Genomic DNA, 917 nt, shown 5'->3' on the forward strand with positions numbered 1-917 from the left:
CGCAGACACCCATTCAAAAACTTGTCTGCTATGCCTCCGCCATCTAAGCTTTTAACCTGCTCCAAGGACAAGGACGAAGCAAATGCCAATGGCACGGAAAAACCAGGTCAGTTTAGTTGACACAAAATACTACCATTGCATCTCGCGCTGTGTCAGGCGTGCCTTTCTATGTGGTGAGGATCCATTAACAGGCCAATCTTATGAGCATCGCCGTGAATGGGTTGAAGAAAAGCTTCTCCTGCTGGGCACCATTTTCTGTATCGATATCTGCGCTTACGCTGTCATGAGCAATCATACCCATATCGTATTATATGTGGATGATAAAAAAGCCAATCGATTGAATGACAAAGCCATCGTCATCCGCTGGCATAAGCTATTTAAGGGAAACTGGCTGACGCACAAATTCATCGAAGGTAACGAACTTAATCCGTCTGAGCGTTTGATGCTTGACGATATTATCGAGAAGTATAGGGAGAGACTTGCGAGTATTAGCTGGTTTATGCGCGTACTGAACGAAGACATTGCCCGCCGAGCCAATAAAGAAGATGGCTGTACAGGCCGGTTCTGGGAGGGCAGATTTAAGTCCCAGGCACTACTCGATGAAGCCGCTCTGGCCGCCTGCATGGCCTATGTTGACCTCAATCCAATCAGAGCCAAAATGGCCAACACACCCGAAACCTCTGACCATACCAGCATCAAAAAACGCATTGAACACGTCCAGAACAGCACGCAACCGAAGAACCTTCTGCGTTTTGCTGGCAACCCCAGACAAAACATGCCCAAAGGATTACCCTTTGAGCTTAAGTACTACATTGAACTCGTAGAACTCACCGGCCGATGCGTTCGAGCAGACAAGCGAGGTTACATCTGCGAAATCCAGCCTATTCTCGCCCGATTACAAATAGAGCCAGAAAACT

General features: G+C 47.7%; 1 protein-coding gene. It reads left to right on the top strand.

Going from position 1 to position 917, the window contains the following annotated elements; translation table 11 throughout:
- Nucleotides 1-82 precede the first annotated feature (82 nt).
- Nucleotides 83-917, top strand: an 835-nt coding sequence (locus ACXAH1_RS24620; RefSeq protein WP_475200331.1) for a transposase, incomplete at its 3' end; no start/stop codon positions are given.

The sequence above is a fragment of the Pseudoalteromonas sp. AWH4_217 genome, from assembly GCF_056161105.1.